This window comes from Roseateles sp. P5_B10 (assembly GCF_056400485.1).
In genome coordinates this window covers 1-1,546 of sequence record NZ_JBFULE010001053.1, presented here as the reverse complement: position 1 = coordinate 1,546, position 1,546 = coordinate 1, and the positions used below count along the sequence as shown (strand labels likewise).

Here is a 1,546-nt window from a genome sequence, read left to right as displayed (position 1 = left end):
AGTCTGGAGAGCACGCCCGGCGTCGGCAGCGTGTTCAGCGTCGTGCTGGACTTTGCGCTCGCCTCGCCGGATGCGGTGGCGCGGTTGGAAGCACCTCCCGCAGCAGCCGGTGAACGCGCGCTGCTGGACATCCGAGTGCTGGTCGTTGACGACAGCGACATCAACCTGGATGTGACGAAGCGCATCCTCGAACTCGAGGGCGCGAAGGTCTTGCTCGCAAACAATGGACAGGAGGCCTTCGACCTTCTTGAAGCCCAGCCCCACGCCATCGACGTGGTGCTGATGGATGTGCAGATGCCGGTACTCGACGGCCACGACGCCACCCGGCGAATCCGCCTGGAACTGCATCTGGCGGACTTGCCGATCATCGCCCTGACTGCCGGTGCGCTGAGCAGCGAGCGACAACGCGCCACGGCGGCCGGAATGGACGACTATCTTGTCAAACCGTTCGACCCGCGGTCCCTGGTGGCCAGCATCCTGCGCCGCGTTGCGCCTGTGAACGGCCGACCCGTGCAACCGGTTGCTGACTCGCCCGACACGTCGGCGCCGGATTCGCTGCCGCAGCCGTGGCCGGAGATCGAGGGGATCGACGGGTTGGACGTGCGCGAACGCCTGAGCAATGACTTCGGCTTGTTCAAATTGATGCTCAAGCGGCTGCTCGATGAGTTCCCGGACATCTCAATTCCGATCGCAGCGCAAGCCCCGATCGACCTCGCCATTCATGCCAGCCGCATGCACAAGCTGAGGGGCAGCGCGGGCACCCTCGGAGCCAGGGAGATCCATCAACTGGCGGGCGAGGCGGAGACGGCTTGTGCCGCAGGAAAYGTCGAGAGATTCGGCGATCTCGCGACGCGACTTGCCATCAAGCTGCAACGGCTGGGGGAATGTGTGGCGCCGTTGCTCGTGACAGCGCCGGCCCCGGCCGAGGATCCTTCTGCGGTCATCAGCGGCGACCGCCTCAAGCCGCAGGTCCTGGCCGATTTCGTCGGCCTGCTGCGCCAGCAAAGCATGTCAGCGATCGAACGTTTCAATGGTCTCGCCCCACAGCTGCAACGGTTCTTGAGCAAGGGCACGTTCGACCTGGTGCGTCAGCACATTGACGACCTGCAGTTCAGTGATGCCGCCGATGCGCTAGAGGCAGGCCCGTTGTAACTCGCGTCACCGCCTTGCGCAGCTCGCCCACCCACAGCACGCTGCTGGCCATGGCCACGCAGACGGCCCACTGCTGCGGGCTCAGCGGCGCGGTGCCGAAGGCCAGGTTCAGCGGCGGGAAGTGAACCACCGCCACCTGCAGCAGCGCCGATACCAAGATCGCGCCCCACAGCCAGTGGTTGACGAAGAGATTGCGGAAGGCGCTGGCCGTCTCTGATCGGGCGTTGAAGCAGTTGAACCTAGATCCGGTAGTTGGGCGCGCCCGAGGGGCTGGCGAGGCGGGCCGTTGGCAAGGCGCGCCGACGAAGTGGGCTCCTGCCCACGAGGAGAAGCAACGCGGCCAGCGGCTCGAAGCGCCAGACCAGCGGGCGTGAAGCGCTGCTCACCGAAGTGG

At 65.8% G+C, this 1,546-nt stretch carries 1 protein-coding gene and 1 pseudogene; one reads left to right on the top strand and one right to left on the bottom strand.

Going from position 1 to position 1,546, the window contains the following annotated elements; translation table 11 throughout:
• Positions 1 to 1,152: response regulator (locus AC1DU6_RS30715; RefSeq protein ID WP_477861875.1), on the top strand; the 1,152-nt coding region annotated here is incomplete at its 5' end.
• Here the strand turns inward: AC1DU6_RS30715 and AC1DU6_RS30710 are convergent.
• Positions 1,112 to 1,381: pseudogene (locus tag AC1DU6_RS30710) on the bottom strand (cation transporting ATPase C-terminal domain-containing protein); the annotation flags it as partial. The gene AC1DU6_RS30715 and the pseudogene AC1DU6_RS30710 sit on opposite strands and share 41 nt — an antisense overlap.
• Positions 1,382 to 1,546 lie beyond the last annotated feature (165 nt).